A 24,721-nucleotide genomic window follows, 5' to 3' on the forward strand; every position below is an offset into this window, starting at 1 on the left:
GCTTCCATGGAGCTTCCGGAGTTCGCGCCCGGGCAGACCGCCCGGGTCGAGTTGACCGTCACCGATGCCGACACCGCGCAGGCCATCGGCTCGGGCGACGTGCCGGTGCTGGCCACGCCGCGGGTGCTCGCGATCGCCGAGGCCGCCACCGTCGCCTGCACGGCCCGGCAGCTGCCCGGCGGCGTGACCACGGTCGGCACCCGGGCCGAGGTCGAGCACCGCGCGGCCACCCCGGTCGGCCGGCACGTGACCGCGCAGGCGACGCTCGCCAAAGTGGACGGCCGCAAGCTGATCTTCGACGTGGCCGTGAAGGACGGCGACACCCTGGTCGCCGAGGTACGCGTCGAGCGCGTCGTGCTCGACCGCCAGCGCTTCATCCAAAAAGCGGTGAGCTGAGCTTGCTGGCGTCGCCTTCGGCGCCGCGGGCGATCGCCCCTTTGGGGCTGATGAGGAGAGGCCGGTTTTCGGTACCGCAAACCCCGCGGTGCCGAAAACCGGCCTCTCCTCATCAGCGGGGCGATCGCGGGCCGTTCCGATCAGGGCGCCCCAGCGGGCGACCAGTTCGTCGTCGGTGGGCATCGCGGTGGCGCCGCCCGGGCGTTCGCAGACCAGGCCCGCGACGGCCAGGGCGAAGCGCACGTTGCGGTGCCAGCCGGCCAGGTCGGCCGGGAAGCCGTCGGCGAGCAGGCGGCGGATCAGCGCGCCCATCACCGAGTCGCCGGCGCCGGTCGCGTCGATCGCGGCCACGGCCGGGGCCGGCAGCATCTCGGCGCCGTCGGCCGCGGCGATGTAGGCGCCCTTCGAGCCGCAGGTGACCACCACCGCCTTGGCGCCCAGCTTGCGGATGTGTTCGGCGGCGGCCGCCGGCTCGGCGCCGTCGTAGAGGACGACCGCGTCGGCGGAGCTGAGCTTGACCAGGTCGGCGGTGGCGAAGAACTCCTCGACCAGGTCGCGCAGGTCGGCCACCGCCCGCGCGTCGGGCAGCAGGGTCGGGCGGGCGTTCGGGTCGAAGACCTTCAGCGGGCCGGGGATCTGCCAGGCCTCGCGGGCCGCCGCCCGGAACGGCTCGCGGAGCAGCGCGATCGAGCCCGCGTAGAGCACGTCCGCGCCGGCGATCGCGTCGCGGTCGAGGTCGGCCGGGGTGAGCAGGGCGTACGACGGGGGCTCGCCGTAGAACGTGAAGGTCGGCTCGGCGCCCTCGAACGTGGTCACGGCCAGGGTCGTCGGCACCGAGACCCGCTGGACGCCGTCGAGGCCGACCCGGGCGTCGCGGAGGAACGCGGCCAGCCGATCGCCGAGGATGTCGTTGCTCAGCGAGCCGGCGTACCGCACGTCGCCGCCCAGCCGGCTGACCGCCACGCTGACGTTCAGCGGCGCGCCGCCGATCGCCTGCCGGTAGATCAGCTCGCCGTCGACCTCCGCCTCCAGCAGGTCGACCAGCGCCTCGCCGAGCACCACCGCGTATCCCATGCCGTTCCCTTCGTCCACGTCCCGGATTCTCAGCCTTCCGCCCGCGGGCCTCGCACGCCAGTGGCTGCCGTGCAGATCTCTTTTTGAGCATGCTCGCACGGCGGGGCGGCCTCACACGGCGGGGCAGCCTCACACGGCGGGGCAGCCTCACACGGCGGGGCAGCCTCACACGGCGGGGCGGCCTCACACGGCGGGGCGGCCGGGAGATCGAGTTGCAGATCAGCCCGGCGGTCGCGCAGCGGCCTCGCCATGCACTCAGGTCGCGGTGCGCACCGGGGGCGGGGGTGATGCGGTTGGGGACGGGGTCGGGCGTACGTCCGCTTCGGTTGGATTTTGATCTTGGGGGTGCGTAACGTCGGTGGCGGAACTACGAGCGGAGGCACCATGGCTGAGCAGGGCGGCACGCAGGCAGCGCCGAAGACGGAGTCGCACGACCCGGACTTTCCGGAGGCGTTTCTGCAGTTCATGCGCAGTGGGTGGCGGGAGGATCCGCTCGAGGTCGCGACGCTGCCGGAGGCGCCGAACTTCGAGAAGCGGCGGGCCGCGCTCTCCGAGGCGTTCCCCGGGGAGACGCTGATCATCCCGAGCGGGAACGAGAAGGTGCGCGCCAACGACACCGACTATCCGTTCCGGCCGGGGAGCGACTTCTTCTACTTGACCGGCGACCGCGACCCGGACAGCGTGCTGGTGCTGCGGCCGAGCGGCTCGGGGCACGACGCGGTCCTGTTCACCCGGCAGCGGAACTCGAAGGACACCGACGCGTTCTTCCGCAGCCGCAACGGCGAGTTGTGGATCGGGCGCACGCACACGCTCGCCGAGAAGTCGACCGAGCTGGGGCTGTCGACGGCGCCGCTGGGGGCGCTGGGCGAGGTGCTGGCGGGCTCGGCGCCGGGGCGCACCCGGGTGCTGCGCGGCCTCGACGCGAACGTGGACCGGGCGATCCTCGCCTACGAGCCGGATCGGGAGAAACCGCGCGACCGCGAGCTGGCCTGGGTGCTCAGCGAGCTGAAGCTGGTCAAGGACGAGTGGGAGATCGCGCAGCTGCAGGCCGCGATCGATGCGACCGTACGAGGCTTCGAGGACGTCGCGCGGGTGCTGCCGGCCGACCGCGGGGTCAAGGAGCGGCTGCTCGAAGGCGTCTTCGGGCTGCGGGCCCGGCACGACGGCAACGACGTGGGCTACAGCTCGATCGTCGGCGCGGGCGCGCACGCGACGATCCTGCACTGGGTGCGCAACAGCGGCGAGACCAGGCCCGGCGAGCTGCTGCTGATGGACATGGGCGTGGAGGGCGACAACTTCTACACCGCCGACGTGACCCGGACGGTGCCGGTCAGCGGGTCGTTCACCCCGCTGCAACGCCAGGTGTACGACATCGTGCACGCGTCCCAGCAGGCCGGGATGGCGGCGATCCGGCCGGGCGTGCAGTTCCGCGACGTGCACCGGACCTGCATGCGGGTGCTGGCCGAGGGCCTGCACGACCTGGGCCTGCTGCCGGTGAGCGTGGACGAGGCGATGAGCGAGGAGAGCACGGTCTACCGCCGCTGGACGCTGCACGGCTTCGGCCACATGCTCGGCATCGACGTGCACGACTGCGCGAACGCCCGGAACAAGAACTACCGGGACGGCGCGCTGGCCGAGGGCTATGTGCTGACCGTCGAGCCCGGCCTGTACTTCCAGCCGGAGGACGAGCTGGTGCCGGCCGAGCTGCGCGGCGTGGGCGTCCGGATCGAGGACGACGTGCTGGTCACCGCGGACGGCTGCCGGAACCTGTCGGCCGGCCTGCCCCGCTCCTCGGCGGATGTCGAGGCGTGGCTGGCGTCCCAGCGGGAGGCGGGGCCCCGCCTGCCCGCTTAGGGTCTGTCCGGCGCGTAGTCGGCGACGGCCCAGCAGTCGTCGCCGCTGCCGACGTTGATGACGATCTTCACGGGGTGACCGTCCGCGCCGTCGGCGGTGGTGGTCACCTGGCCGCCGTCGTCCGTCGCGGTCTGCGCCATCTCGCGCAGCTCGCCGAGGGTCGGCACGTCGATCTCCTCGCCGTTCTGGCCGTTGACCGGGCCCAGATCGGCATCCGAGGACGCGGTCGCCGACGGCGCCGCCGAACCGCCGATGCGCTGCGAGTTGGTGACCGCCCCCTGCCGCACCGAGACCTTGTACTTGCCGAGCGGGGCGGCGGCGTCGCAGCCGTGGGTCAGCGTGAAGGTGTACGAGGCCGGCTCGGTGAACGGCGGCGCCGAAGTGGCGGGCGACGGCGACTCCGCGGCGTGGAAGGTCGGGCTGCCGGAATGGTCCGTGCAACCCCCCGCCATCGCCAGGAGAGCGACGCCACCCAGGGCCACACCGAGCCGCACCAGTTACCTCCACCCAAGCCGAAAAAGTCTCGGCCGCGAATGTAGCTCACGTGCGCCCGGGCTCCTTCTGCGATCATCCGGGGATGCGACTGGAACCGCTGGATCGCACCGCCGCGGGGTTCGTCGAGGATTTCGCGGGCCCCGGCCTCGACGCCGGGCGGTGGGTGGACCACTACCTGCCGCAGTGGACCACGCCCGACCGGTCCCGCGCCCGCTACGACCGGCCGCCCGGCGGCGGGCTGCGGCTGCGGATCGACGCCGACCAGCTCGACTGGCGGCCCGAGGACGCGCCGCTGCGGGTGTCCAACCTGCAGACCGCGGTGTTCGGCGGCCCGCTGGGGTCCCGCCGGGGAACGCACCGTCACCGTCCCGACGGTCTCGAGGTGCGCACCGAGACGCCACGCCGGCTGCTGTGGGCGCCGCGCTCCGGGCAGGTCGACGTCACCGTCACCGCGGGCACCGACCGCGGGTGCATGCTCGCGGTCTGGCTGGTCGGCACCGAGCATCGGGCCGAGGACGAGTGCGGCGAGGTGTGCGTGTTCGAGATCGACGCGGACGCGGTGTCGGCGTCGGCCACGCGGGCTCGGGTGGGGATCAAGGCGCACCACGATCCGCGCCTGGTGGACGACATGACGGAGGTCGTGGTGCCGGTCGGCGCCGGCCGGGCGCAATGGTCGGCGCGCTGGGACGCCGGCGGCGTGGTCGTGGCCTGCGGGGGCGAGGTGGTGTTCGCCTCGCCGCAGGTCCTGGACTACCCGATGCAGCTGATGGTGGACCTCTTCGAGATCGGGCCCGCGGACGACGCCGCCGCCTATCCGAAGACCGCCATGATCCACTCAGTGGTCGCGAGCTGAGGTCGTCGCGGGCTGACCTCAGAGATCGGCCACGAAGACCGCCACCGAGCGGGCCGGGACGGTCAGCGCGCCGCCCTCGGCCGCGGCCGTGCGCAGCTGCGGGTCGGCCGAGGCGGTCAGGTCGGGGTGGGGCCGCAGGGCGAACGGCGCCAGCTCGGGCACCGTCTGGGTGGTCGCCTCCTCGGTGGCGTTGAAGACCACCACCACCCGGCGCCACCGCTGGTCCAGCCCCGTCCCGTCCAGGCACATCACGATCACGCCGGGCGTCTCCCCCGGGCCGCCGAGCGGGAAGGACAGGCGCCGCTGCACCTCCTCGGCCGTCGGCAGGCCGAAGACCGGGGACGAGCGGCGCACCCGCAGCAGCTCCCGGTAGCGCTCGGCGGTCATCGCGATCAGCTCGGGCGACGGGACCAGCGCCGGGTCGGCCAGCAGCGGGCCGGCCCACGGCCACTTGTCCTCGTTGTCGCGGGCCGGCGGCAGGCCCAGCCCGAAGCCGTTGCCCTGGCCCGGTTTCCAGCGGATCTGGTTGAACCAGTCGCCGGAGTCGAAGGAATTGCGGTCCAGCGATTTCGACCGGAGCCGCTCGCTGCCCAGCGCCATGAAGCCGACGCCCTGGCCGAGGACGACCAGGGACAGGGCGAGGACCTGCATGCGGGCGCGGTCGACCGGCGCGATGTCGCGGGGCAGCTTGAAGGCGAGCGCGTCGTACAGGATCTCGTTGTCGTGGGCGTCGACGTAGTTGATCGTCTCGGCCGGGGCCAGCGCGTAGCCGCTGGGCGCGCCGTTGTAGTCGATCTGGGCGCCGCTCTGCTCGGCCCCGGAGTGGGTGACGAACCGGTAGGTCGACAGCGCGCCGGCGAGCCCCACCTTGATCCGGTCGTGCAGCCACAGCGGCGTGCGCGAGCCGAGCCCCGACACGAAGCCTTGCACCGACGGGTCGTCGCCGGACGAGCCGCCGCCGCGGGCCGCGTCGCGCAGCCGGTCGTTGAACGTGCCGATCCCGGTGCCGGCCATGTTGACCTGGGTGGCCTGGACGAACCGGGCGTCATACGCCACCTCGCCGAAATTCCAGCCCTCGCCGTACAGGTAGACCTCCGGCCCGGTCGGCAGGCGGTCGAGCGCGGCCCGTACCGCGAGGATGTTGGCCCGCGGGTGATGGCCCATCAGATCAAACCGAAAACCATCGATTTTGTACGCCTGGGCCCAGGTCACGATCGAATCCACCACGAGCCGGCCCATCATCAGGTGCTCGGTCGCCGTATTCGGGCAGCAGGTGGACTCGGCGGTCGAGCCGTCGAAGAGCTGCCGGTGGTAGTAGCCCGGCACGACCCGGTCGAGGACGGCGAACTTGTGCAGCCCGTCCTCCATCGCGTGGTTGTAGACGACATCCATGACCACGCGCAGGCCCGCCTGGTTCAGCGCGGCCACCATCTTGCGGAACTCGAGCACCCGATACGGCCCGGCCGGCTCGACGGCGAAGCTGCCCTCGGGCGCGGTGTAGTGCCACGGGTCGTACCCCCAGTTGAACCCGTCCCGGTCGGCGACCGCCGCCACCTCCTCCTGCTGGCGGGGCGAGTCGGGCGGGAAGGCGGCCAGGTCGCAGGCGGGCAGCGCCTGGTCGGAGCGGCGGTCGGGCACGGTCGCGAAGTCGAACGCGGGCAGCAGGTGCAGATGGGTCAGCCCGGCGTCGGCCAGCGAGCGCAGGTGCCGCATGCAGGCCGCCTCGGGGCGGGTGAAGGCGGCATACGTCCCCCGCTCGGCCGGCGGCAGCGACGCGTCGGCGATGGAGAACTCGCGGATCGACACCTCGGCGATCTGCGCCCGGGCCGGCGCGATCGCCGGGGGCTTGACCAGTTCCGCCCAGCCGGGCGGCTGGAGCGCCGGGTCGGCCAGGTCGACCAGCAGGCTGTGCGTGGAGTCGACGGCGAGGGCCAGCGAATACGGGTCGGTGACGCTGGTGGTGACGACCCGCTGGGCGGCCGGGTGCCACACCTCGACCCGGAACCGGTAATAGCGGCCCATCCACTTGCGCTTGCCGGCGATCGACCAGACCCCGGTGGTCGCCTCCCGGTCCATCGGCAGGACCCTCGGCTCGTCGCGCAGCGTGCGGAAGAGCTCCAGCTCGACCGTGCGCGCGGTCGGCGCCCACACCGCGAGCTGCGGCCGGTCGTCGGTGCTGGTCAGGCCGAGCTCGGCGCCGGCGGCCTCGGCATACAGGTCGTCGAGCACGCCGGGCAGCTGCACGCCGGTGACCGCGGTGACCCGGCCGGCGGCATCCCGCCCGGCCACCAGCAGCTGGCCGCGCAGCAGATGGCCCAGCTCGGCGTCGCCGAGCTCGCGGACGGAGAAAGCGCGGTACGCCCGTAAATGCGGGAAGCGGCGGCTCTGCGCCTGGAACAGGCCGCCGGGCCGCGGGGTGAGCGGCAGCGTGGTGAACTCCCCGGTCAGCTCGTCGCCGACCCGCCGGGCGCTGCCGCCCGCCGAGGCGACCAGGGCGAACCCGGCCGCCCGCGCGGCGAACTGCTCGGGCAGCGCGATCGTCGTGCGGTCGAGGAAGACGGCCAGCTGGCGGGCCGGGTCGAGCTCGGGGCCGAGGGTGCCGACGTCGGGGCTCAGCGGTTCCGGGGTCTCGGCGAGCAGCCAGGCCTCGCGGGCCACGGTGAGGTCGAGCCGCTGGTCGTCGGGGAGGTCCTTGACGTCGCCGCGGTGCAGCACGAAGCGCAGGCCGGCCGCGTCGGGCCGGACCGGGACACGAAAAACGGCGCCGAAGGCGTCGTAGGAATCGGGGTAGACCGGGCTGTCCCAGACGGGCTTCTTCGGCGTCCCCTCCCAGGCGTGCAGGCCCCAGCCGGCGTAATCGCCGCCGGGTCGCCGGTAGTGCAGCACCGCGACGCCCTCATCCGTATCGGATAAATAAGGCGGGACGGTGTAAATCTCCGGGTCGCCGGGGCGGAGCCAGATCTCCGGCGAGAGGGACGGGTCGACGTGCCGGTCCTCGTCGACGTCCTTGACGCCCGCATGGTCCACCAGGAGGAAGCCGACGTCTCGCGCCTCGGGCGCGAGCCGCACCCAGGCGAACCGGCCGTAGGAATCCTCACCGGCAAAAGGGGCGCCGCCCGGATAGCCATCGCTCTGACCGGCGGCGATGTCGCCCCAGGCGTGCAGCCACCACGACGCATACTCCCCGTCGGGGCGCGCGTAATGCACGACGAGCCAGCGCGGACGGCTCCGGGTGACGGGCTCGGCAGGGGCGATCTCGATCGTGCTCACCGGATCATCCTCGCACCGGCGTACGACAGTTTCAGTGGGTCGCGACGACCGTGGTGATCCGGGGCCCGCCCGAGTCCGTACGCAGCAGGTAGTGGAAGCGGTCGCCGCTGAGCGCCTGCCCGTCGCCGTCCAGGTACTCCCACTCGACCTCGACCAGGACCAGCGCCTCGGAGAGCCGCCGGACGTCGAGGAACTGGGCGTTGGCCGCGACGACCCGCAGTTCCCGGTAGGCGGGGGCGGCGCCGAGGAAGGACAGGGCGACCGCGGCCGGGGAGGTGAAGGTGAAGCTGTAGGAGTCCGCGACCACCATGCCGGGCAGCGCGTAGCAGCCGGCCACCGCGGCGACGTCGCCCGAGGTGAGGGCGGCGCCGTAGCGGTCGAAGAAGTCGGCGAGAAGGGCGATCTCGGCTGGTGCCTGCACGCCGGGCCGGATACCCAACGACGACACCGGCGCAAACCTTAGGGTCGGCATGACCCCGCCTTGCGCGGGCTTACAAGACGGACGTACGGTTTACGTGAAACGTGAGCCGAGAGTTAGGTTCGCCTGACTCCGGAAGCACCCGAGCCGGTGCGAAAGACTGACTTGACTTCCAGTCGCTGGGTGAAGGAGATGACGTGGCCAGCCTCGACACCTTTGGTGCGAAGAGCGAGCTGCGCGTCGGAGACGCGAGCTACGAGATTTTCACGATCGACAAGGTCGAGGGGCACGACCGCCTGCCCTACTCCTTGAAGATCCTCCTGGAGAACCTGCTCCGGACGGAGGACGGCGCCAACATCACCGCCGAGCACATCCGGGCGCTGGGCGGGTGGGACCAGACCGCCGACCCGAGCGTGGAGATCCAGTTCACCCCGGCGCGGGTCCTGATGCAGGACTTCACCGGCGTGCCCTGCGTGGTCGACCTGGCCACCATGCGCGAGGCGGTGAAGGAACTGGGCGGCGACCCCACCAAGGTCAACCCGCTCGCCCCGGCCGAGCTGGTCATCGACCACTCGGTCATCGCCGACCTGTTCGGCCGCGAGGACGCCTTCGCCCGGAATGTTGAGCTGGAGTACCAGCGGAACAGGGAGCGCTACCAGTTCCTGCGCTGGGGCCAGACCGCCTTCAACGAGTTCAAGGTCGTCCCGCCCGGCACCGGCATCGTGCACCAGGTCAACATCGAGTACCTGGCGCGCACGATCATGGAGCGCAACGGCCAGGCGTACCCGGACACCGTGGTCGGCACCGACTCGCACACCACCATGGTCAACGGCCTGGGCGTGCTGGGCTGGGGCGTCGGCGGCATCGAGGCCGAGGCCGCGATGCTCGGCCAGCCGGTCAGCATGCTGATCCCGCGGGTCGTCGGCTTCAAGCTCTCCGGCGAGATGCCGGCCGGCACCACCGCGACCGACCTGGTCCTCACGATCACCGAGATGCTCCGCGAGCACGGCGTGGTCTCGAAGTTCGTCGAGTTCTACGGGCCTGGCGTGAGCGCGGTGCCGCTGGCCAACCGGGCGACGATCGGCAACATGTCGCCGGAGTACGGCTCGACCGTGGCGATCTTCCCGATCGACGACGAGACCATCAAGTACCTCAAGTTGACCGGCCGCAGCGAGCAGCAGGTGGCGCTGGTCGAGGCGTACGCGAAGCGGCAGGGCCTGTGGCTCGACCCGAACGCCGAGCCGGACTACTCGGAGAAGCTCGAGCTCGACCTCTCCACGATCGTACCGTCGCTGGCCGGCCCGAAGCGCCCGCAGGACCGCGTCCCGCTGAACAGCGCCAAGCCGATGTTCCGCGACGCGCTCGCCAACTACGTGCAGGCCGAGGGCCACGCCGACGAGGCCAGCAAGGAATCGTTCCCGGCGTCCGACGCGCCCGCGAACGGCATTTCCGATGATTCGGATAAACCGCACAGGTTCGAGAGTGCGGCCACCGGCGCCGACGGCCGGCCCTCGAAGCCGGTCCGGGTCACGGACGAGAACGGCGTCGAGTTCGAGCTCGACCACGGCGCCGTGGTGATCGCGGCGATCACCTCCTGCACGAACACCTCGAACCCGCAGGTCATGATCGGCGCCGCGCTGCTGGCGAAGAACGCGGTGGACCGCGGCCTGAGCCGCAAGCCGTGGGTGAAGACAACGCTCGCGCCGGGCTCCAAGGTCGTCATGGACTACTACGACCGGGCCGGCCTCACGCCGTACCTGGACAAGCTCGGTTTCAATCTGGTCGGCTACGGGTGCACGACGTGCATCGGCAACTCCGGCCCGCTGCCCGAGGCGATCTCCGCGGCGGTCAACGCCGAGGACCTGACCGCGGTCAGCGTGCTCTCCGGCAACCGGAACTTCGAGGGCCGGATCAACCCGGACGTCAAGATGAACTACCTGGCCTCGCCGCCGCTGGTGGTGGCGTACGCGCTGGCCGGCACGATGGACCTGGACATCACCTCGGAGCCGCTGGGCACCGGGTCGGACGGCCAGCCGGTCTACCTCAGCGACATCTGGCCGAGCGCCAAGGAGATCGACGACGTCATCGCCTCGGCGATCGGCGCGTCCGGCTTCAGCTCGGCGTACTCGGACGTCTTCGCCGGCGACGAGCGGTGGCGGTCGCTGCCGACGCCGGAGGGCCAGACCTTCGAATGGGCGGACGAGTCGACGTACGTCCGGAAGCCCCCGTACTTCGAGGGCATGGCCGCCTCGCCGGCCCCGGTGTCGGACATTTCGGGCGCCCGCGTCCTCGCGAAGCTCGGCGACTCGGTCACCACCGACCACATCTCGCCGGCCAGCTCGATCAAGCCGGACTCCCCGGCCGGCAAGTACCTCGCCGAGCATGGCGTGCCGCGGCACGAGTTCAACAGCTACGGCTCGCGCCGGGGCAACCACGAGGTCATGATCCGGGGCACGTTCGCCAACATCCGGCTGCGCAACCAGCTGGTCCCGGGCATCGAAGGCGGCTTCACGGTCAACCACCTGACCGGCGACCAGACCACGATCTACGACGCCTCGGTGGCCTATCAGGAGGCCGGCGTCCCGCTGGTGATCCTGGCCGGCAAGGAGTACGGCTCCGGCTCGTCCCGGGACTGGGCGGCGAAGGGCACCATGCTGCTCGGCGTCCGCGCGGTCATCGCCGAGAGCTACGAGCGGATCCACCGCTCCAACCTGATCGGCATGGGCGTGCTGCCGCTGCAGTTCCCGCCCAAGACCAACGCCGAGTCGCTGGGCCTGACCGGCACCGAGACCTTCACCGTCACCGGCGTCACGGCGCTCAACGACGGCGAGATCCCGGCCACCGTCAAGGTCCGCACGGACACCGGCATCGAGTTCGACGCCGACGTCCGCATCGACACCCCCGGCGAGGCGGATTACTACCGCCACGGCGGCATCCTCCAGTTCGTGCTGCGCAAGATGCTGCACAGCTGACCCGGGTCGCCCCGCCGGCCCACCGGCGGGGCGGTTTCCACCGTGGCGCTCGACACGATCGACGCCGGAGGAGACTCCGGGGCTGGTCCCGAAGCCGCCGGTGAATAGGCTTCGCACATGGATGACAAGAATGTGCTGGACCGGATCCACGGTCTGGTCGACGAGGAGCACGAGCTCCGCCAGCAACTGGCCCAGGGCAAGCTCTCCGCGAGCGAGGAGCACGCCCGGCTCAAGGAGCTGGAAGAGGCCCTGGACCAGTGCTGGGACCTGTTGCGCCGGCGCCGGGCCGCCCGCGAGGTGGGCAACGACCCGAACGCCGAGCAGGCCCACGCGGTCACCGAGGTCGAGGGCTACCTGCAGTGATGCGACCCGGCCGCGGCCGCCTCGGGCTGGGCGGCCGCGGGCCGGGACGTATGCGGCGGGTCATCGCAGCCCCGCCTCGTGCAGCAGGCGGTCCAGCAGGTCGTCCGGGTCCACCCGCAGCCCCCGCTGGGTGAACCAGCCGGCCACGTTGCGCACGTCGCGGGCGATGAAGTCGGCGCCCTGCGGGTTGGCCACCACGTCGACGATCTGCGGCAGGTCGATCAGCACGAGCTTGCCGTCGTGCACCAGCGTGTTGTACGGCGACAGGTCGCCGTGCGCCACCTGCGCGCGGGCCAGCACGGACAGCGCGTCGGTCATCTGCTCCCAGAGGCCGGCCAGCTCGTCCTGCCCGGCGCGGACCTGCGCGAGCCGGGGCGCCGCCTCGCCGGTCTCCCAGTCACCGATGAACTCCATCATCAACTCGGTGCCGATCAACTGCACCGGGTAGGGCACCCGGACCAGGCCGCTGGCCTGCCCGATCTGCCAGAGCCGGGAGAGCGCGCCGAACTCGGCGACCGCCCACTGCCCGGCGATCATCTCCTTGCCGAACGAGGTACGGCCGGCCATCGCCCGGTTCTCCCGGGAGCGGCGGACCCGCCGGCCCTCGAGATAGCCGGCGTCGCGGTGGAACAGCCGGTGGTCGCCGTCGCGGTACCGCTTGGCGGCCAGCATGCTCACCTTGTCGGTCTCCGGGATGTGCCGGCGGACCAGGTAGACGTCGGCTTCCTTGCCGGTCTTGAGCATGCCCAGCTCGTCGTCGACCGCGGCGTGCTCGGTGCGGACCCAGCCGGGGCGCGGGTCGGGGCCGTGGAAGGCGCCGTCCCAGCTGGACCAGTTGTCGCCGGTCTCGGGCAGGTCGGGCTCCTCGGCCAGTCGCGGCTCGAGGCGGCCCCGCTTCAGAAAGGTTGATTCGTCGTCGTCGAACTTTTGCCGGTGCGAACGCACGGGAGGGTCTCCTTGGAGAAAGAAGGAAGGAAGTAAACACGGGCAGCGGGCATCACAACGACGGCCATCTGTCCCACCTCCTTCTCTCTCGCAGGAACGCGCCCACTCTCCCGTGGGCGCCGAGTCAGCCGCAACCTATTTATTGGGCGGCCATGATCGCGGAGATGCCCTGGATCACGTTGCCCACCACCCGGGTCGGCGCGAACCGGTTGTCCACCCACTCCCGCCCGCGGTGCAGCCACACGCTGGGCAGGCCCATCGCCGCCGCCCCGCCGATGTCCGCCTCGGGGCTGTCGCCGACCACCCAGGCGCCGCCGAGCCGCATCCGCACCCGCTGCGCGGCCAGCGCGAAGATCCGCGGGTTCGGCTTGCTCACCCCGGCCCGCTCGGAGATCACCCAGTCGGCGATGTACTGGTCGAGGCCGGTCCGCCGGATCCGGGTGTCCTGGATCTCGGTCGGCCCGTTGGTCACCACCACCGGCACCAGCCCGGCGTCGCCGGCGATCCGCAGCGCGCAGCCGACCAGCGGGTCGAGCCGCTCGAAGGTCAGCGGCCCCTCGCGCAGCTCCTCGAGGATATCGATCGAGGGAACGTTGAGCCGGTAGCGGTCGCGAATCAGATCGGCCAGGTCCCAACGGGGAGTAAGGCCATCGGCATCGACGGAGAGTAGCCACTCGAGATCGGCCTGTGGTGCCCCGATCTCGTCGAGAAAACCCTTGGCCCACAGCCGGAAGGCACCGCTGCGGTCAAGCAGGGTGTCGTCGAGCGCGATGAGGACAAGTGGCACCCGCGCACTTTACGTGAGGTGGGGCGGAAGCGAACAGTCCAGGACTGTTAACAACTTCTGGACCGGATGGTGGATTTCGCGCCATCCGGCCGGGTCACCCGTCGGCGTTGACAAGACGTACGTACGGATTGCAGAACGAACCACCAGCGTGACACGATCCAAGGCGTGCCCAGAGTAAGCCAGGACCAGCTGGAGGCGAGACGCCACGAGATCCTCGCGGCGGCCCGCGACTGCTTCGCGCGGTTCGGCTACGAGGGCGCCACGGTCCGCCGCCTCGAGGACGCCACCGGCCTGTCCCGCGGGGCGATTTTCCATCATTTTCGCGACAAGGAGTCGCTGTTCCTGGCCGTGGCCGAGGACGACGCGGCCGCCATGGTCGAGACGGTGGCCCGCAACGGCCTCGTCCAGGTGATGCGCGACCTGCTGGCGCGGGCCGGGAACAGCGACGGCGACACGGCCGGCTGGCTCGGCACCCAGCTCGAGGTGTCCCGCCGGCTGCGCACCGACCCGGCGTTCGCGAAGCGCTGGGCCGAGCGCTCGGCCGCCATCGCCGACGCCACCCGCGACCGCCTGCAGCGCCAGCGCGAGGCGGGCGTGCTGCGGGCCGACGTCCCGGTCGAGGTGCTCACCCAGTTCCTCGAGCTCGCGTACGACGGATTGGTCCTCCATCTCGCCACCGGCCGCCCGCCCGGCGAGCTGAGCCGGGTGCTCGACGTGGTGGAGGAAGCGGTAAGACGCAGGTAGGAGGCCGTTGCGGGCCTCTGCACAATGAGGCCATGCAGGACACCTGGGGGATTCCGGGCCCGACCTTCATCGTCGGGTACCTCGTCGCGCTGATCGCCATCGCGATCCTCGCCGCCGTTCACCGCAAGGTCCTCTTCCGGGGCGACAAGAACGCCCGGGTGGACGACCTCGGCCCGCAGCAGGTCGCCTTCCTCAACGGCGGCGACCGGCTCGCCGTCTACTCCTCGATCGGCGGCCTCCGCGCGGCCGGCGCCCTCGGCACCTCCGGGAGCGCCCTCGTGCAGACCGGCCCGATCCCGGCCGGCGTCACCCCGCTCGACTCCGCGATCCACCACGCGGCGAGCGGACAGATCCGCACCCGCGACCTCACCGGCGACCAGTGGGTCCGCTCCGCCCTCGACGACCTGCGGGCCGGCCTGGAACGGCGTGGCCTCGCGGTCAGCGCCGAGGCGCTCGAGCAGGCCCGCCTGTGGGCGTGGGCGGTCGGCGCGCTGGCCGCGATCGGCGTCTTCCGCCTGGTCGCCGGGATCCAGAACAACAAGCCGGTCGGCTTCCTCGTCCCCGCCGTCGTGGTCGTCGCGTTCGTGACCTGGCGCCTGGCCCGTACCCGGCGGCTCGCCACCGCCACGGCCACCGCCCGGATGCGGGAGCTGCGTCAACAGCACGGCTACCTGTCACCGGCCCAGTCGCCGGCCTACGCGACGTACGGCGCGGCCGGTGCGGCGCTCGGGGTGGCGCTCTTCGGGGCGGCCGCGCTCTACGACATGGACCCGGGGTTCGCCGCCGAGGCGGAGATCCAGCGGGCCGTCGCCAACGGTTACACCACCGGTTCCTCCGGCAGTAGCAGCTCGTGCGGGAGCAGCAGCTCCTGCGGGGGCGGAAGCTCCTGCGGCGGGGGCGGCGGTTGCGGTGGGGGCGGCGGTTGCGGTGGCTGAGACGGCGTACGGGGTGGGCATCGGCTGGCGCCCCGAGATCTCCGGTTTCGTGGCCGGGCTGCCCGGCCTGCGCTTCGCCGAGGTGGTCGCCGAGTCGGTGCACGCGCACGGCGACCTCCCGGACGGCCTGCCGGCGCTGCTCGACCGCGGCGTGGCGGTGGTCCCGCACGGGGTGCGCCTGTCCCTGGGCGGCGCCGAGCCGGTCGACCCGGCCCGGGTGACCCACCTGGCCACGGTGGCCGCTCGGCTGCGGGCCCCGCTGGTCAGCGAGCACATCGCCTTCGTCCGGGCGGCCGGCGTCGAGGCCGGCCACCTGCTGCCGATCCCCCGCAGCTTCGAGGCGGTCGACGCGGTGGTGGCCAACGTGGCCCGCACCACCGCCGAGCTGCCGGTGCCGCTGGCCCTGGAGCCGATCGCCGCCCTCTTCGACTGGCCGGACGACGAGCTCTCCGAGGCCGACTTCCTGACCGAGATCCTCGACCGGACCGGCGCCCTGCTCCTCCTCGACGTCGCCAACGTCTACGCCAACGCCCGCAACCGCGGCGAGGACCCGCTCGACCTGCTGAACAAGCTGCCGCTGGACCGGGTCGCCTACGTCCACGTGGCCGGCGGCGCCGAACACCAGGGCCTCTACCACGACACCCACACCGACGCGGTCCCCCAGGAGGTGCTCGACCTGGTCACCGAGCTGTGCGCCCGCCACCGCCCGCCGGCCCTGATCCTGGAACGCGACGGCGACTACCCACCAGCCCCCGAGCTGACCGCCGAACTGGACGCCATCGCGGCGGCCGCCGGCTACCCAGCGATCACCACATGACCACCCCCACGAGCGGCAACCCCCGCGCGGGCGGCGGCCCCGACGCGACCGGCAAGCACGGTCGCGCCGGCGAGCGTGGCGGCGCCGGGCGCGGCCGGGAGGGTGACCACCCGGGACAGCCCGGCGGCGCACCGCGGAGCTTGGCCACCCGCCAAGCTGAGCTCGTCGAAGCGTTGACCCGTGCCAAACCCGTACCCGAAGGTTTTGATGCCGTCAAAGTGGCCGCAGCGCGGGTCGCCCTGCTGCGTAAGCGTGCCGGTGAGGTCGCGCGGCAGTGGCCGATGCTGGCGGCCGGCTTCGGCGATCGATGGAAGGCCTCCTTCTCGTCGTGGGCGGCCACGCAGCCGACACAGGGCTCGTTGCGGGACGGCTGGGACTTTGCGCGCGACCTCGACGGCCGGGGTGAGCTGCCCGCGATCGCCGGCGCGGAACTCGCCGAGCGCGAGGCGCGGTGGAGCTATGACGGCTCCGCCGCACCCCGAACTCGCCGTGGCCCGGCCGTGCGATCCGCCGCCGGCACTTTCGCCGTGCAGGTGGCGGGCCATGTGCGGATAGTGCGCCTTTCCTACGCCGGGACCCGGTCGAGGAAGCCGAGCACCTGATAGATGCGGCCCTCCGCATCCACCTCGGCCACGTCGAAGCCCTCCACCAGCGGCTCCCCCGGGACGGCGCCCAGGTGCCAAGTGAAGCGGGCCTGGTCGTGGTGGGCGTCGACCGGCTTGCCGAGGCTGAAGGTCAGGCCCGGGAACTGCTGCTGGACGGCGCCGATCAGGCCGTCGAGCTCCGCCCGCCCGGAGACCGCGGCCATCGGGTCCACATAGCGGACGTCGGCGGCGAACAGGTCGTCGATCCGCTTGCGGCGGGCGGCCGCGTCGGTCTCGTTCCAGACGGCGAGGTAGCGCGAGACCACACTGTCGAAGTCGCTCATCATGTGTTCCTTCCTCGTGACTATGACGGGGTCAACCCTCGCCGAGGTTGGGTCATGCGGTCGATTACCCCGGAGGTAATGGCGACGGCTCCCGCCCGGTCCCTAGGCTGCCGGCATGAGCGATGTCGGCACGCTGCTGCGCGAGTGGCGGACCACCCGGCGGATGAGTCAGCTGGAGCTCTCCTCGACCGCCGGCGTGTCCGCGCGGCACCTGTCGTTCGTGGAGACCGGGCGGTCGCGGCCGACCCGGGAGATGATCCTGCGGCTGGCGTCCCGGCTCGACGTGCCGCTGCGCGGGCAGAACGAGCTGCTGCTGGCGGGCGGGTACGCGCCGGCGTGGGCGGAGACCGGGCTGCGGGAGGCGCCGCTCGCGGACGTACTGTCGTCGCTGCGGGACGTCCTGACCGGCCACGATCCGTACCCCGCGGTGCTGGTCGACCGGCACTGGACCATGGTCGACGCGAACGACGCGGTCGCCCGGCTTCTCGAGGGCTGCGCGGCGTGGCTGCTGGAGCCCCCGGTGAACGTACTGCGGCTGTCGCTGCACCCGGAGGGCATGGCGCCACGGATCCGGAATCTCGCCGAGTGGCGCACGCACGTGCTGCACCGGCTCGACCAGCAGGCCGCGCACACCGCCGACCCGGTGCTGCGCGACCTGCACGCCGAGCTGGCCGGCTACCCGGGCGGTTCGGTCGCCGGCACGCCCACCGGCCTGGTGGTGCCGCTGCGCTACGACGACCTCTCGTTCTTCAGCATCACCTCGGTGCTGGGCACGCCGCTCGACGTCACGCTGGCCGAGCTCGCCATCGAGTCGTTCCTGCCCGCCGACGCCGCAACCGCCGCGGCCCTGCACCGACGCCGGGATGGCAGGATCTAGGTCATGGATCTCGGGCTCGACGGTCGCGTGTACGTCATCACCGGGGGCTCGCGCGGCCTGGGCTACGCCACCGCGCAGGCGCTGGTCGCCGACGGTGCGCGGGTGGTGGTGTCGTCGCGCGATCCGCAGCAGGTCGCCACGGCGGCCGCGGCACTCGGGCCGCTCGCGGTCGGGGTGGCCGCCGACCTCGCCGACCAGGCCACCCCCGACCGGCTGATCCAGGCGGCAACCAGCCGATTCGGCCGGCTGGACGGCGCGTTGATCTCGGTCGGCGGCCCGGCGCCGGGCACCGCCGCCGCGATGACCGACGAGCAGTGGCGGTCGGCCTTCGAGACGGTGTTCCTCGGGACCGTACGGGCCATGCGGGCGATCGCGGCGGCGCTGACCGAGGGCGGCGCGATCGGCGTGGTCCTGTCCACGACGGCGAAGAGCCCGCTGACCGGGCTGGGCCTGTCGAACGGGCTGCGGCCGGGGCTCGCCATGGCGGCCAAGGACATGGCCGACGAGTACGGTCCGCGCGGCGTCCGGATCGTCGGCCTGCTGCCCGGCCGGGTGATGACCGACCGCAACCGGGAGCTGTTCGCGGCCGGCGGCGACCCGGCGGCGGCCGCCGCCGAGGCGGCCGCGGAGATCCCGCTGCGCCGGATCGGCGAGCCCGAGGAGTTCGGAAAGGTCGCGGCGTTCCTGCTCTCCCCCGCCGCCGGTTACGTGACCGGCGTGTCCATCCCGATCGACGGCGGATACCTGCGTGCCCTTTGACAAGCCGACTCCCGCCGAGGTGGCCGCGGCCGCCGGGCGCACCATCCCCGACCTGATCGGGCCGGACCTGCGGGTGCTGTTCTCCGGGATCAACCCGAGCCTCTACTCGGCCGCCACCGGGCACCACTTCGCCCGGCCGGGCAACCGCTTCTGGCCGGCGCTGTTCCGCTCCGGCTTCACGCCGCGGCTGCTGCACCCGTCCGAGCAGTTCGAGCTGCCGGCGATGGGCCTGGGCATCACCAATGTGGTTGCCCGGGCCACGGCGCGGGCCGACGAGCTGTCCCCGGCCGAGCTGGTCGAGGGCGGCGCGATCCTGGCCGACCTCGCCGCGACGTGGCGTCCCCGCTGCCTGGCCGTGCTCGGGGTGACCGCGTACCGGACGGCCTTCGGGCGGCGCACGGCGGCGATCGGGCCGCAGGCGGAGACGGTCGGCGGGGTACCGGTCTGGGTGCTGCCCAACCCGAGCGGCCTCAACGCGCACTTCCAGCTGGACGGGCTGGCCGAGGAGTTCGGCCGGCTCCGCTACCGTGTCGGGTCGTGACTACCAGGATCAGCGAGTTGATGGCGGCCGCCGCCGCGCGGACCGTTCCGGTGGTGCGGGGCATCGATGACGGGCAGCTCTCCGACCCAACTCCGTGCGCCCGGTTCCAGGTGCGCGACCTGATGAACCACCTGTTCCAGGTCGTGGTGAACTTCCAGGCGCTCGCGACCAAGCGGGAGGCCGACTTCGACGCGAAGCCCGACTTCCTCGACGGCGACTGGCGCGGCCGGTTCGACGACGAGGCGCGCAAGCTGGTCGACGCGTGGTCGGACCCGGCGGCGCTGGAGGGCACTTCGCCCCGGTTCGGGCTCCCCCAGGCCGCCGTCTCCAACCTGGTGCTGGTCGACCTGACCGTGCACGGGTGGGATCTCGCCCAGGGCACCGGCCAGGCCTACGCCCCGAGTCCGGAGGTCGTCGCCGCGGTCATCCCGTTCACCGAGCAGATGGCGCCGCTGGGCCGCGAGCGGGGCGCCTTCGCCGAGATGACCGACTTCCCGCCGGACGCCGACGACTTCGCCCGGCTGCTCGCGCTCACCGGCCGGCAAGCCACCTGACCGGTCAGGGCTCGACCGACCCGGCCGGAACTGTGATGATCTCCACGTCGTCCTGCCGGTAGGGCGAGGTCACCGCGAACTGGGTGCGGTACAGCTCGGCGTACAAGCCGCCCGCCGCGACCAGCTCCTCGTGCCGGCCGCGCTCCACGATCCGGCCCTCGTCGAGCACCAGGATCAGGTCGGCATCGCGCACGGTGGAGAGCCGGTGGGCGATGACCAGCGCCGTCCGCCCCCGCAGCGCCGTGGCGAGCGCCCGCTGGACGGCCGCCTCCGACTCGCTGTCCAGATGGGCCGTGGCCTCGTCGAGGATGACGATCGACGGGTGTTTGAGCAGCAGCCGGGCGATCGCGATCCGCTGTTTCTCGCCGCCGGAGAAGCGGTAGCCGCGCTCGCCGACCACCGTCTCCAGCCCCTCGGGCAGGGACCGCACCAGGTCGGCGACCTGTGCGCCGTCGAGCGCCGCCCACATCTCCTCCTCGGTCGCGCCCGGATGGGCATACCTCAGGTTCTCGGCGATCGTCTCGTGGAACAGGTGCGAATCCTGGGTGACCACGCCGATGGTGTCGCGCAGCGAGTCGAGCGTGGCGTCGCGCACGTCGACCCCGCCGACCAGCACCGCGCCCTCGGTCACGTCATACACCCGGGAGACCAGCATCGAGGTGGTCGACTTGCCGGCGCCGGACGGGCCGACCAGCGCGACCATCTGCCCCGGCTCGACCACGAAGTCGACGCCCTTGAGCACCGGCGCGGACTCGGTGCGGTCGAGGGTCGCCACGTCCTCCAGGGTCGCCAGCGACACCTCGCTCGCGCTCGGATACCGGAACCGCACGTCGCGGAACTCGACCCGGCCCGCGCCGGCCGGAATATCGACCGCATCCGGCTTCTCGGAAATGCCGGGTTTGAGGTCGAGCACCTCGAAGACCCGATCGAACGAGACCAGGGCACTCATCACGTCGACCCGGACGTTGCTGAGCGCGGTGAGGGGCCCGTAGAGCCGGGTGAGCAGCAGGGCGAGCGTGACCACCGTGCCGGCGGTGACCTCGCCGGTGACCGCCAGCCAGCCGCCGAGGCCGTAGGTGAGCGCCTGCGCCAGCGACGCGACCAGGAGCATCGCCACGAAGAAGGTGCGCGAGAACATCGCCTGCTGCACGCCGATGTCGCGGACGCGCGCGGCCCGCGAACCGAAGCGCGCGGCCTCGTCGTCGGGCCGGCCGAACAGCTTGACCAGCAGCGCGCCGGAGACGTTGAACCGCTCGGTCATCGTCGCGTTCATCTTCGCGTCGAGGTTGTACGACTCGCGGGTGATCTCGGCGAGCCGCTTGCCGACCCGGCGGGCCGGAATGATGAACAGCGGCAGCAGGGCCAGCGACAGCACGGTGATCTGCCAGGACAGGCTGAACATCACCGCGGCGGTCAGCACCAGCTGGATGACGTTGCTGACCACGCCGGAGAGCGTCGAGGTGAACGCCCGCTGGGCGCCCATCACGTCGTTGTTGAGCCGGCTGACCAGGGCGCCGGTCTGGGTACGCGTGAAGAACTGCAGCGGCATCCGCTGGACGTGGTCGTACACCCGGGTGCGCAGGTCGAGGATGATGCCCTCGCCGATGCGGGCCGAATACCACCGCTGGGCGAGCGACAGGAACGCGTCGACGACGGCCAGCACGGCGATGGCCAGCGCGAGCCGGATCACCACCCCGGCCGCGCCGGAACCGCCGCCGGTGATCGCGTTGACCACGTGGCCGGCCAGCAGCGGGGTGGCCACGCCGATGCCCGCGTCGAGCACGACGGTGAGCAGGAAGACGACGATGTCGCGACGGTACGGCCGGGCGAACCGCAGGATCCGCCGGGTGGTGCCGCGCGTGAGGTGGTGTTGCGTGACCCGATCGGAATTCTGGATCGAGCGAAGCATCATCCAGCTGGACATGCTCGAGGACGGGCCCACCGGTTCACCTCCCGGGCTGTCGTGGGGGGGGGCAGATGACAGTCTGCACCGCGGGTACGACAACCCGGGACGAGCGCGATTTACTCCCCGATGCCGGCCAGGTCGCGAATGCGGCGGGTCTGTGCCTCCCGCTCGGTCCGGTCCTGATCCGCATAAGATCGCTGGCCGATCCCGCTGAACAGGCCCTTGATCTCGGGAACGGCGCCCTCCGGCGCGGCCAGAATGGCCGCCGCGAGATCATTGACGGCTTCGCCGAGAGCGGAATTCGGGACCACCGCGGTGGCCAGCCCGATCCGGTCGGCCTCGTCCGCGGGGATGCGGCGGCCGGTCACGCAGATCTCCAGCGCGCGGGACGGCCCGACCAGTTCGCTGAGCCGTTTGGTGCCACCGAGATCCGGTACCAGGCCCAGCGTCACCTCGGCCATCGAGAACCGTGCGTCCTCGGCCAGAACGCGCATGTCGCAGTTCAGCGCGAGCTGGAATCCGGCGCCGATGGCATGTCCCTGTACGGCCGCGATCGTCACGATCGACGGGTTACGCAACCACGTGAACGCCGACTGGAAGCCGGCAATCCGATCGGCGCACTCGGATGGCGACAACTGCGCCAGTCGGGCCAGAGAAGAATCGCTGTCGCCGCGCGCGGCGGTCACATCGAGGCCTGCGGAAAACGCGCGGCCCTCGCCTCGGACAATGACAACTCGTACGCCACCCGGTAATTTCCGTGAAATGTTCGCCAGCTCCGCCCACATCGCGGGAGTCTGTGCATTGAGCACCTCGGGCCGGCACAACGTCACCGTTGCGACCGGCCCGTCCAGGTCGTAGCGAACACCTGCCTCGTCGGCAGGAACGGCGTTACCGGGCTCGGCGTTCTCCGTCGTCACGCCTTCTTGCGCCGGCGAGCGCCGCCCCGCTGGCGCAGCTGCACGCCAGACTCGGTGAGCACGCGGTGCACGAATCCGTAGGAACGTCCGGTCGAAGCCGCGAGCGCGCGAATGCTCTCGCCAGAGGTGTAACGCTTGACCAGATCCTTCGCTAGTGACTGGCGCTCGCTGCCGACGATTCGGCGACCCTTCTCAGTGCTGGTGGCTGTGCCCGTGGCTGCCATGTTGAATCCTCACGTCCCAGACTGTGCGGTTCGATACGGTCCCACCTATTAGACCGCCTCCAACGATCATGCGCCAGCCATCCTGGCTTAGCCAACGTGCCCATTTAGCACTGTCAGGAACTTGACGCTTACCACCGGCATCAATGTCAGACAGTTAACTGACGTTAGGCGGAGTGTCTTTCCGACCGACCGGTAGGTACCCGGGCGAGGGCTCCCAAGACCATCGATCACCTGCGGAAACACTCGATCGAGGAGACTCAGCGCGAGGACATGACGCACCGTCGATGCCGCGAACACGCACCGCTCCCACGCCGAGCGTGCCAACTTCGGCGCGGCCAGAGACACCCGAACGTCGCACTGTCTGTGTGGGCACCAGTTGACAACTGACGACTCTCAGGCCAACTCCACGAGCTCCAGGAGATCGTCGCTCCAGGCGTCCTCGTCGCCGTCCGGGAGCAGGATGGCGCGGTCCGGCTTCAGCGCCTGCACGGCGCCGGCGTCGTGGGTGACCAGCACGATCGCGCCCGGGTAGTTGGCGATGGCGTCCAGCACCTGCTCCCGGCTGATCGGGTCGAGGTTGTTCGTGGGCTCGTCCAGCAGCAGCACGTTCGCGCCCGAGCAGACCAGCGTGGCCAGGGCGAGCCGGGTCTTCTCCCCGCCGGAGAGCACGCCGGCCGGCTTGTCCACGTCGTCGCCGGAGAACAGGAACGCCCCGAGGATCTTGCGCAGGTCGGTGTCCGTCTGGTCGGGGGCGGCGCTGCGCATGTGCTCGAGGATCGTCCGGTCGACGTCGAGCGTCTCGTGCTCCTGCGCGTAGTAGCCCAGCCGCAGGCCGTGGCCCGGCCGCACCTCGCCGGTGTCCGAGTCGAGCAGGCCGCCGAGGATACGCAGCAGGGTGGTCTTGCCGGCGCCGTTGAGGCCGAGGATGGCCACCCGGGAGCCCCGGTCGACCGCCACGTCCACATCCGCGAAGATCTCCAGGCTGCCGTACGACTTCGACAGCCCGACCGCGGTGAGCGGCGTCTTGCCGCACGGGGCCGGCTGCGGGAACCGCACCTTGGCCACCTTGTCCGAGACCCGGTTCTCCTCCAGGCCGCTGAGCAGCTTCTCCGCGCGGCGGGCCATGTTCTGCGCGGCGACCGTCTTGGTGGCCTTGGCGCGCATCTTGTCGGCCTGCGCCATCAGGGCGCCCGCCTTCTTCTCCGCGTTCGCCCGCTCCCGGCGGCGCCGCCGCTCGTCGGTCTCGCGCTGCTCGAGGTACTTCTTCCAGCCGACGTTGTAGATGTCGACGACCGATCGGTTGGCATCCAGATACCAGACCTTGTTGACCGCGGCGTCGAGCAGCTCCACGTCGTGGCTGATCACCACGAGGCCGCCCTTGTGCTGCGCCATGTAGCCGCGCAGCCAGGAGATCGAGTCCTGATCGAGGTGGTTGGTGGGCTCGTCGAGCAGCAGGATGCCCTTGCCGTTCTGCCCCGAGTCGGCGAACAGGATGCGGGCCAGCTCGATCCGGCGCCGCTGGCCGCCGGAGAGGGTGCCGATGGTCTGCGCCAGGGCGCGGTCGGGCAGGCCGAGATTCGCGCAGATCCGGGCGGCCTCGGCCTCGGCGGCGTACCCGCCCAGGCCGGAGAACTGGTCTTCCAGCTGGCCATACCGCCGGACCAGCTTGTCGTCGGCCGACTCCTCCAGCTCGACCTCGAGTTTCTGCATCTCGGCGAGGATCGCGTCGAGCCCGCGGGCGGAGAGCACCCGGTCGCGACCGGTGACATTCAGGTCGCCGGTCCGCGGGTCCTGCGGGAGGTAGCCGACCTCGCTGGTGCGCTCGACACTGCCGGTGTACGGGCTGCCCTCGCCGGCCAGCACCTTCAGCGTGGTGGTCTTGCCGGCGCCGTTCCGGCCGACCAGGCCGATCCGGTCGCCGGGCTGAACCCGTAGCGTGGTCGGGGACAGCAGGATCCGGGCGCCGGCACGAAGTTCCAGTCCGGTGGCGGTGATCATGTGGAAACTCGCTCTCGAGAGGAAGGCTGACTCCGGGCACACGAAAGCGCCGGCCCACTAGTGGTCGGCGCGGGGCAGGTCAGCCTTCGCAGAG

23 protein-coding genes and 1 pseudogene are annotated in these 24,721 nt (G+C 71.6%); 13 read left to right on the forward strand and 11 right to left on the reverse strand.

Features of this window, described 5'->3' with window-relative positions:
- Positions 1-6: 6 nt before the first annotated feature.
- A complete protein-coding gene (locus IH26_RS0128445) occupies positions 7-396 on the forward strand; it encodes a thioesterase family protein (RefSeq protein WP_030439313.1) in 390 nt (129 codons plus the stop codon).
- A gap of 141 nt (positions 397-537) precedes the next feature.
- On the opposite strand, the pseudogene IH26_RS58410 reads toward IH26_RS0128445, so the two are convergent.
- Positions 538-1,470: pseudogene (locus tag IH26_RS58410) on the reverse strand (carbohydrate kinase family protein); the annotation flags it as partial.
- A 384-nt stretch (positions 1,471-1,854) separates the two neighbouring features.
- On the opposite strand from IH26_RS58410, the gene IH26_RS0128460 reads away from it, so the two are divergent.
- On the forward strand, positions 1,855-3,324 hold the full coding sequence (locus IH26_RS0128460; RefSeq protein WP_030439315.1) for an aminopeptidase P family protein: 1,470 nt from the start codon (positions 1,855-1,857) through the stop codon (positions 3,322-3,324).
- On the opposite strand, the gene IH26_RS0128465 is transcribed toward IH26_RS0128460, so the two are convergent.
- Complete coding sequence (locus tag IH26_RS0128465; protein WP_245665583.1) at positions 3,321-3,818, reverse strand: hypothetical protein; 498 nt, start codon at positions 3,816-3,818, stop codon at positions 3,321-3,323. The two genes, IH26_RS0128460 and IH26_RS0128465, sit on opposite strands and share 4 nt — an antisense overlap.
- Positions 3,819-3,901: 83 nt before the next feature.
- Between IH26_RS0128465 and IH26_RS0128470 the strand changes: the two genes are divergently transcribed.
- Positions 3,902-4,672 carry a LamG domain-containing protein gene (locus tag IH26_RS0128470; RefSeq protein WP_030439317.1) on the forward strand — a complete coding sequence of 257 codons (771 nt, stop codon included), beginning with the start codon at positions 3,902-3,904 and terminating at the stop codon, positions 4,670-4,672.
- 18 nt (positions 4,673-4,690) lie between these two features.
- Here the strand turns inward: IH26_RS0128470 and pulA are convergent, their stop codons facing one another.
- Both pulA and IH26_RS0128480 read right to left on the reverse strand, forming a co-directional pair.
- Positions 4,691-7,942, reverse strand: coding sequence for a pullulanase-type alpha-1,6-glucosidase (gene pulA / locus IH26_RS0128475; RefSeq protein ID WP_030439318.1), 3,252 nt, complete (start codon positions 7,940-7,942; stop codon positions 4,691-4,693).
- Between the two features lie 31 nt (positions 7,943-7,973).
- A complete protein-coding gene (locus tag IH26_RS0128480; RefSeq protein ID WP_030439319.1) occupies positions 7,974-8,363 on the reverse strand; it encodes a hypothetical protein in 390 nt (129 codons plus the stop codon).
- A gap of 194 nt (positions 8,364-8,557) precedes the next feature.
- Between IH26_RS0128480 and acnA the strand changes: the two genes are divergently transcribed.
- Both acnA and IH26_RS0128490 read left to right on the forward strand, forming a co-directional pair.
- A complete protein-coding gene (gene acnA / locus IH26_RS0128485; RefSeq protein ID WP_030439320.1) occupies positions 8,558-11,332 on the forward strand; it encodes an aconitate hydratase AcnA in 2,775 nt (924 codons plus the stop codon).
- A 117-nt stretch (positions 11,333-11,449) separates the two neighbouring features.
- Positions 11,450-11,695 (forward strand): DUF2630 family protein, encoded by a 246-nt coding sequence (locus tag IH26_RS0128490; protein ID WP_030439321.1) that lies wholly within the window; start codon positions 11,450-11,452, stop codon positions 11,693-11,695.
- Between the two features lie 60 nt (positions 11,696-11,755).
- Here IH26_RS0128490 and IH26_RS0128495 read toward each other — a convergent pair whose 3' ends face one another.
- Together IH26_RS0128495 and IH26_RS0128500 are read right to left on the reverse strand one after the other, a co-directional pair.
- Positions 11,756-12,640, reverse strand: coding sequence for a serine protein kinase RIO (locus IH26_RS0128495; RefSeq protein WP_030439322.1), 885 nt, complete (start codon positions 12,638-12,640; stop codon positions 11,756-11,758).
- Between the two features lie 139 nt (positions 12,641-12,779).
- Positions 12,780-13,427 carry an HAD family hydrolase gene (locus IH26_RS0128500; RefSeq protein WP_030439323.1) on the reverse strand — a complete coding sequence of 216 codons (648 nt, stop codon included), beginning with the start codon at positions 13,425-13,427 and terminating at the stop codon, positions 12,780-12,782.
- Positions 13,428-13,592: 165 nt separating this feature from the next.
- Between IH26_RS0128500 and IH26_RS0128505 the strand changes: the two genes are divergently transcribed.
- From IH26_RS0128505 to IH26_RS0128520, 4 genes are all read left to right on the forward strand, one after another.
- Positions 13,593-14,171, forward strand: coding sequence for a TetR/AcrR family transcriptional regulator (locus IH26_RS0128505; protein WP_030439324.1), 579 nt, complete (start codon positions 13,593-13,595; stop codon positions 14,169-14,171).
- A gap of 32 nt (positions 14,172-14,203) precedes the next feature.
- Complete coding sequence (locus tag IH26_RS0128510; RefSeq protein ID WP_030439325.1) at positions 14,204-15,106, forward strand: TIGR04222 domain-containing membrane protein; 903 nt, start codon at positions 14,204-14,206, stop codon at positions 15,104-15,106.
- Entirely contained in the window at positions 15,099-15,923 is an 825-nt protein-coding gene (locus IH26_RS0128515; protein WP_030439326.1) for an MbnB/TglH/ChrH family RiPP precursor modification enzyme, read from the forward strand. Before IH26_RS0128510 ends, IH26_RS0128515 begins: the two co-directional genes overlap by 8 nt.
- 140 nt (positions 15,924-16,063) lie before the next feature.
- A complete protein-coding gene (locus IH26_RS0128520) occupies positions 16,064-16,525 on the forward strand; it encodes an SCO6045 C-terminal-like domain-containing protein (RefSeq protein WP_051808683.1) in 462 nt (153 codons plus the stop codon).
- Here IH26_RS0128520 and IH26_RS0128525 read toward each other — a convergent pair.
- Positions 16,489-16,851 carry a nuclear transport factor 2 family protein gene (locus IH26_RS0128525; RefSeq protein WP_030439328.1) on the reverse strand — a complete coding sequence of 121 codons (363 nt, stop codon included), beginning with the start codon at positions 16,849-16,851 and terminating at the stop codon, positions 16,489-16,491. The two genes, IH26_RS0128520 and IH26_RS0128525, sit on opposite strands and share 37 nt — an antisense overlap.
- Before the next feature lie 115 nt (positions 16,852-16,966).
- Here IH26_RS0128525 and IH26_RS0128530 point away from each other — a divergent pair, with 115 nt between their 5' ends.
- From IH26_RS0128530 to IH26_RS0128545, 4 genes are read left to right on the forward strand one after another with little or no spacing between them, the layout of a single operon-like run.
- Positions 16,967-17,728 (forward strand): helix-turn-helix domain-containing protein, encoded by a 762-nt coding sequence (locus IH26_RS0128530; protein WP_030439329.1) that lies wholly within the window; start codon positions 16,967-16,969, stop codon positions 17,726-17,728.
- Positions 17,729-17,731: 3 nt separating this feature from the next.
- Complete coding sequence (locus IH26_RS0128535) at positions 17,732-18,487, forward strand: SDR family oxidoreductase (protein WP_030439330.1); 756 nt, start codon at positions 17,732-17,734, stop codon at positions 18,485-18,487.
- Complete coding sequence (mug, locus tag IH26_RS0128540; protein ID WP_211268766.1) at positions 18,477-19,028, forward strand: G/U mismatch-specific DNA glycosylase; 552 nt, start codon at positions 18,477-18,479, stop codon at positions 19,026-19,028. Before IH26_RS0128535 ends, mug begins: the two co-directional genes overlap by 11 nt.
- The gene (locus tag IH26_RS0128545; RefSeq protein ID WP_030439332.1) at positions 19,025-19,582 is read left to right on the forward strand and encodes a TIGR03086 family metal-binding protein; all 558 of its coding nucleotides are present in this window, start codon (positions 19,025-19,027) and stop codon (positions 19,580-19,582) included. The genes mug and IH26_RS0128545 overlap by 4 nt, the downstream gene beginning before the upstream one ends.
- Positions 19,583-19,586: 4 nt before the next feature.
- On the opposite strand, the gene IH26_RS0128550 is transcribed toward IH26_RS0128545, so the two are convergent.
- The 4 genes from IH26_RS0128550 to IH26_RS0128560 all read right to left on the reverse strand — a co-directional run bounded on the left by IH26_RS0128550 (position 19,587) and on the right by IH26_RS0128560 (position 24,627).
- Positions 19,587-21,506, reverse strand: a complete 1,920-nt coding sequence (locus IH26_RS0128550; protein WP_030439333.1) for an ABC transporter ATP-binding protein — start codon at positions 21,504-21,506, stop codon at positions 19,587-19,589.
- Between the two features lie 98 nt (positions 21,507-21,604).
- Positions 21,605-22,405, reverse strand: coding sequence for an enoyl-CoA hydratase/isomerase family protein (locus IH26_RS0128555; RefSeq protein WP_030439334.1), 801 nt, complete (start codon positions 22,403-22,405; stop codon positions 21,605-21,607).
- Complete coding sequence (locus IH26_RS58420; RefSeq protein WP_014441759.1) at positions 22,402-22,629, reverse strand: helix-turn-helix domain-containing protein; 228 nt, start codon at positions 22,627-22,629, stop codon at positions 22,402-22,404. Before IH26_RS58420 ends, IH26_RS0128555 begins: the two co-directional genes overlap by 4 nt.
- 393 nt (positions 22,630-23,022) lie before the next feature.
- Positions 23,023-24,627, reverse strand: coding sequence for an ABC-F family ATP-binding cassette domain-containing protein (locus IH26_RS0128560; RefSeq protein WP_030439335.1), 1,605 nt, complete (start codon positions 24,625-24,627; stop codon positions 23,023-23,025).
- Positions 24,628-24,721: the final 94 nt, after the last annotated feature.

This window comes from Actinoplanes subtropicus, assembly GCF_000721705.1.
Taxonomy (GTDB): Bacteria; Actinomycetota; Actinomycetes; order Mycobacteriales; family Micromonosporaceae; genus Actinoplanes; species Actinoplanes subtropicus.

What these genes read in the sequence shown, in the direction of transcription:
- IH26_RS0128525 (WP_030439328.1), bottom strand. Translation starts at nt 16,851, where the DNA reads ATGAGCGACTTCGACAGTGTGGTCTCGCGCTACCTCGCCGTCTGGAAC.
- IH26_RS0128560 (WP_030439335.1), bottom strand. Translation starts at nt 24,627, where the DNA reads ATGATCACCGCCACCGGACTGGAACTTCGTGCCGGCGCCCGGATCCTG.
- IH26_RS0128445 (WP_030439313.1), top strand. Translation starts at nt 7, where the DNA reads ATGGAGCTTCCGGAGTTCGCGCCCGGGCAGACCGCCCGGGTCGAGTTG.
- IH26_RS0128530 (WP_030439329.1), top strand. Translation starts at nt 16,967, where the DNA reads ATGAGCGATGTCGGCACGCTGCTGCGCGAGTGGCGGACCACCCGGCGG.
- IH26_RS58420 (WP_014441759.1), bottom strand. Translation starts at nt 22,629, where the DNA reads ATGGCAGCCACGGGCACAGCCACCAGCACTGAGAAGGGTCGCCGAATC.
- IH26_RS0128470 (WP_030439317.1), top strand. Translation starts at nt 3,902, where the DNA reads ATGCGACTGGAACCGCTGGATCGCACCGCCGCGGGGTTCGTCGAGGAT.
- IH26_RS0128535 (WP_030439330.1), top strand. Translation starts at nt 17,732, where the DNA reads ATGGATCTCGGGCTCGACGGTCGCGTGTACGTCATCACCGGGGGCTCG.
- IH26_RS0128510 (WP_030439325.1), top strand. Translation starts at nt 14,204, where the DNA reads ATGCAGGACACCTGGGGGATTCCGGGCCCGACCTTCATCGTCGGGTAC.
- IH26_RS0128550 (WP_030439333.1), bottom strand. Translation starts at nt 21,506, where the DNA reads ATGTCCAGCTGGATGATGCTTCGCTCGATCCAGAATTCCGATCGGGTC.
- IH26_RS0128490 (WP_030439321.1), top strand. Translation starts at nt 11,450, where the DNA reads ATGGATGACAAGAATGTGCTGGACCGGATCCACGGTCTGGTCGACGAG.
- IH26_RS0128460 (WP_030439315.1), top strand. Translation starts at nt 1,855, where the DNA reads ATGGCTGAGCAGGGCGGCACGCAGGCAGCGCCGAAGACGGAGTCGCAC.